General features: G+C 55.5%; 4 protein-coding genes. All 4 read right to left on the bottom strand.

The window, feature by feature from the left end; translation table 11 throughout:
- On the bottom strand, positions 1-338 hold a 338-nt coding region (locus ED236_RS12260), incomplete at its 3' end, for a hypothetical protein (protein WP_148042306.1).
- Positions 339-398: 60 nt separating this feature from the next.
- Entirely contained in the window at positions 399-674 is a 276-nt protein-coding gene (locus ED236_RS12255; RefSeq protein ID WP_123238278.1) for a hypothetical protein, read from the bottom strand.
- Positions 674-1534: a hypothetical protein gene (locus ED236_RS12250; RefSeq protein WP_123238277.1), complete on the bottom strand. Its 861-nt coding sequence runs from the start codon at positions 1532-1534 to the stop codon at positions 674-676. Before ED236_RS12250 ends, ED236_RS12255 begins: the two co-directional genes overlap by 1 nt.
- A 415-nt stretch (positions 1535-1949) precedes the next feature.
- Positions 1950-4112, bottom strand: a 2163-nt coding sequence (locus ED236_RS12240; RefSeq protein ID WP_123238275.1) for a LysM peptidoglycan-binding domain-containing protein, incomplete at its 5' end; no start/stop codon positions are given.

Raw genomic sequence — 4112 nt, 5'->3', positions numbered from 1 at the left:
GCATGGTTGTAGGTGTACACGAACTGATGCTCACCCAGGTCCTGATGCCAGGTCACCCGGCCGAACATGTCCAACTGGTCGATCAGGGTATAGCCATCCGCTTGTGTCGTGGTCTTGGTCCAGCCACGGCCAGTGAGGCCCCCAAGCCCGGTCACGGCGTTGTTGAACTGGTAGTTGTAAACCGTCGAGTAGCCTTGATAGCTTCTGGTCCTGGTGACACGGCCCATACTGTCGTAATAGGTCTTCTCGGTATCCCCCAGGGCATTGGTATGGCTGATGCGCTGCCCGGCCACATCGTAGCTGTAGAGGTCATAGGCACGCGCACAGGCCTGATGCAAGCCGCGACCGGCTGCTAAGGACAGAGAATAAAACTCAGGCTGCTTGAAAGGCGTGTTTGATCATACAGCCCTTCTCTTTGCCTCTGCAATTTTCTGAGCCAGCGCTTTGAATTCTGGTGGCTGGGTGCTCAGAGAATCAGATACCTGCCGAGAGAATCCCAGTACCCCCAACTTGATGCGATCAACATCTTCAGTCTTCATTGCGGACAGCACATCTTCTACGATGGTTGCTAGACGCAAGTAGTCTTCCTTTGCTTGGGGGTCCAGCGTTAGAGCTATCGCAGCGCGATAACCTCCCAGTGCAGTCGAGATTTCATTTATCAAACCAAGTTCCATCAAGGCACCTCCTTAATCACAGCCCTTGGCCCCGCAGCGTTATAGGTCTGCATCCCGCCGCCAGTTAGATTGGGGCCATACCTCAATTGCGGAGCCACAGTTCCTTGAAAGACTGTACTGCCAGGTTGCAGAGTAACCGTTGCTGCGCGGGTTGCTTGATTGTTCGGCAAAGCCAAAGTAGTGACACGTTCCGTGGGAGTTGAAAGCCATTGAGGTGTGGACCAACGGCCATTCAGACCTGCATTCACCCCATCGAAGAATCGGAACTCTATGGTCGGGGATGTCAGCGTATTTACCCTAAAGGTCTCCAAATCAAACGCCTTAATAATTTGGTTGCGCTCTGTAATCGTCAGGTCTGGGCGTGTTTCAGCAAGAATCTTGCGGGCTTGCCAAACATTTGATGCTGCTTCCAATCTGATCGCTGCACTGTTTGCCCCTCTTCCCTTAAGCACATACTCGATGCCCTCAGCGGCGATCTTTCTGGTGCCCAGTACAGGCACGGCCATCAACGCCAGCTCAAGTGTCGTCCCAAGCATGGGATTATTGTACTCCAGTGATGCTATCTCAAAGTTGACACGACCGCCACTGAGTAAGTTGGCCCCCATCCCCACCAGATTCACATTGCCAATAAATTGATTGACCCCCACCTTGAGGTAGTCATTGTTGATCATCGGTGACGATGCCAAGACCTCCCACGGTGATTGATCTGGTCTGGCTTGTAAGCTGGATGAGCCGCCCAGTTCCCTTGCGATGCTATCGCCATCCGGGCGAACTGCCCATCCCATCGTGGTGGTCTCGGTATCAACAAACGCGGGGAGCCCCTGAGCACGGAGTATCTGGCGGGTCTCTGGTGATTCCATATAGTGGCTTAACAGAGTTTGTACCTCGCCTATGGTCGCCCCAGGATTTTGTCGTAGATAAGCTTGACCAAGTCGGACGGCATCAACGTCAAGCCGTTGTTGCGCTGCATCCACATCTTTCAGATTCAGCGCACAACCGAAAAATTCCTATGCAGAAAGGTTAAACATTCCTCAACTCTGCTCTGGATGACATCCAACTCTAGGGGTCCAACGTCTTCGGCAGGTCGCCCCTTAACCATCCACTTGTCTATTGAATTCAAAGACACGGACATTTCATACGGAGCTCCAAGATGCTCAATAGGAATCAACACGTAACGCGTCCCCTCAGAGTAGGTCAACGTATCCCTTCCATACTTCACGACAAATCCATCCGAAGAGGCCACTTCCGCCTCACTGATTTTTTTGAGGGCGCACATTATTTGATCCTTATTGGCTGAACACCATTCTTGATAATCATGGGCACGTTGGGGTTTGCGTAAAGAGCCGGGAGCTCAATCCGAGTAAAGACCCCCCGAGGACTTGCGCCATCGATAAAGACATTAACCGGACCAGAAGCGCCTTGGGCATATCTCTGAGACAGCCTTTCCCAAGGAAGAATTGCCTGCTCGGGAGGCAATCTCTTGAATAGCGCCTGATTATCAAGCCAAGCGCCACCCGGAGTTGACTCCAAAGTAACTCCGCCATTCCGAGAAAAAGCCTCAGCTCGCAATCTGTTCCCCGGTCCTGAATATAGGATTGCTTCACCATGCTCCGTCGAAATGTTTAAGCGCTCAACGTCGCTCATGTAACCACGAAGCGTAATGTCGGAATCAAGATTTCCGGTTCGGCCGAACTTCTCATTGAGATACGCGCGACGTGTGGCAAGGCCCTCTGCACTGTTTGCCGCTCTTCCCTCAAGCACATGCTCGATGCCCTCAGCGGCGATCTTTCTGGTGCCCAGTAAAGGCACGGCCATCAACGCCAGTTCAAGCGTTGTCCCCAGCATGGGATTGTCGTACTCCAGTGATGCTATCTCAAAGTTGACACGACCGCCACTGAGTAAGTTGGCTCCCATCCCCACCAGATTCACATTGCCAATAAACTCATTCACCCCTACCTTGAGGTAGTCATTGTTGATCAGCGGTGACGATGCCAGGACCTCCCACGGCAATGGATCTGGTCTGGCTTGCAGGCTGGAAGAGCCGCCCAACTCCCTTGCCATGCTATCGCCATCCGGGCGAACTGCCCATCCCATCGTGGTGGTCTCGGTATCAACAAACGCGGGGAGCCCCTGAGCACGGAGTGTCTGGCGGGTCTCTGGCGATTCCATATAGTTGCTTAGCAGTGTCTGCACCTCGCCTATGGTCGCTCCAGGATTTTGTCGTAGATAAGCCTGGCCAAGTCGGACGGCATCATAGTCAAGCCGTTGTTGCGCTGCATCCACATCAGGCCTGAACTCCATGCCGCTCACCACCCGTGCGAAGTCGTCTGCATTGAACGCCAGGTTCATGTCGGAAGAAGCCATGGTTTCGGTGGCGGACGTTGCCAGCCTCCACGACGCAGGGGCATCCGCCTCGGTCAGTACCACCCCTGGGCCCTGTGGCTTGCCCTTGGGGGCAATGGCGTAGTCCTCTTCATAGGCCACATCGTTACCTTGTGCGGCACGCTGCTGTTCGATGAGCTTGCTTGACCCCCGGTTCTGGATGAACCCGGTCACCGTGTCCGTCGCCACCTGCTGCCAGTTCACCTTGCCTCCGTTCACCACCAGTTGGGTGAGTGCAAAGCCACCTGCATTCACTGCCGCCAATCCAAGGTCTGCGCCTGTCGTCGTCCCGACTTGCGATACTACGCCCTGCGCATTGGTCGTGGTAAGGTTGAGCTTGTCACTCGCGACAGCCCCTGCGGCAGCGCCGATCCCGGATATCGCCACACTGCTCCAGCTAAAGCCCTGCTGGCTGCCCGTCAGGTTACCAACCCCCTGATGGATGACGTTACCAACGACAGCTCTGGCGGCAACAGCGGCATATTTGCTTCCGGTCGCACTTGAAACACGTGCACTCAAGCCCGTTTTATTCAACGCGCCGTAGGTGACCCCGGCACTGATCGCCGCTGTCGCAAATGACCGGAAATCGAAGCCATTCTGCACCCCCACGATGTTGCCCGTGACTTGTCCTGCCGCATTCGCCAAGGCAGCCGTGCCCACCGTTGCCCAAAAGCCACCTCCCGAAAGAGCTGGGATGAACTGTGGTGCAACCACCGCCACCACGACCGTTACCACGATGACGATGATCGCCCCCAGCCCGCCACAGCCTCCCTTGGGTTTGGGCGGTGCAGGTGCGGTGGGCAGGGTCGGACTGGTGTCCCCGATCGCCTCACCCGGACTGTAGGGACGGAACGTCCCGCTGTTGTTGTGCACGTTGGTGATCTTGTTGGGCAGGCTCAAGACCGTCCCCGCGACCAGCACATCGGTGTCCGTCAGCCCGTTCGCATCCGCAATGTAGAACCACATCGCACTGTCACCCCACACACTGAGCGCGATGCTCTGCAGGGTGTCCCCGCTCCTGACCGTATAACTTCCCGCCACATTGCCCGGGGTGTT

Source organism: Pseudomethylobacillus aquaticus (assembly GCF_003730115.1).
GTDB lineage: Bacteria > Pseudomonadota > Gammaproteobacteria > Burkholderiales > Methylophilaceae > Pseudomethylobacillus > Pseudomethylobacillus aquaticus.
The sequence above is the reverse complement of the archived record's forward strand: the minus strand, read 5'-3'. Positions and strand labels throughout refer to the sequence as shown.

What these genes read in the sequence shown, in the direction of transcription:
- ED236_RS12250 (WP_123238277.1), bottom strand. Translation starts at nt 1,534, where the DNA reads ATGGAATCACCAGAGACCCGCCAGATACTCCGTGCTCAGGGGCTCCCC.
- ED236_RS12255 (WP_123238278.1), bottom strand. Translation starts at nt 674, where the DNA reads ATGGAACTTGGTTTGATAAATGAAATCTCGACTGCACTGGGAGGTTAT.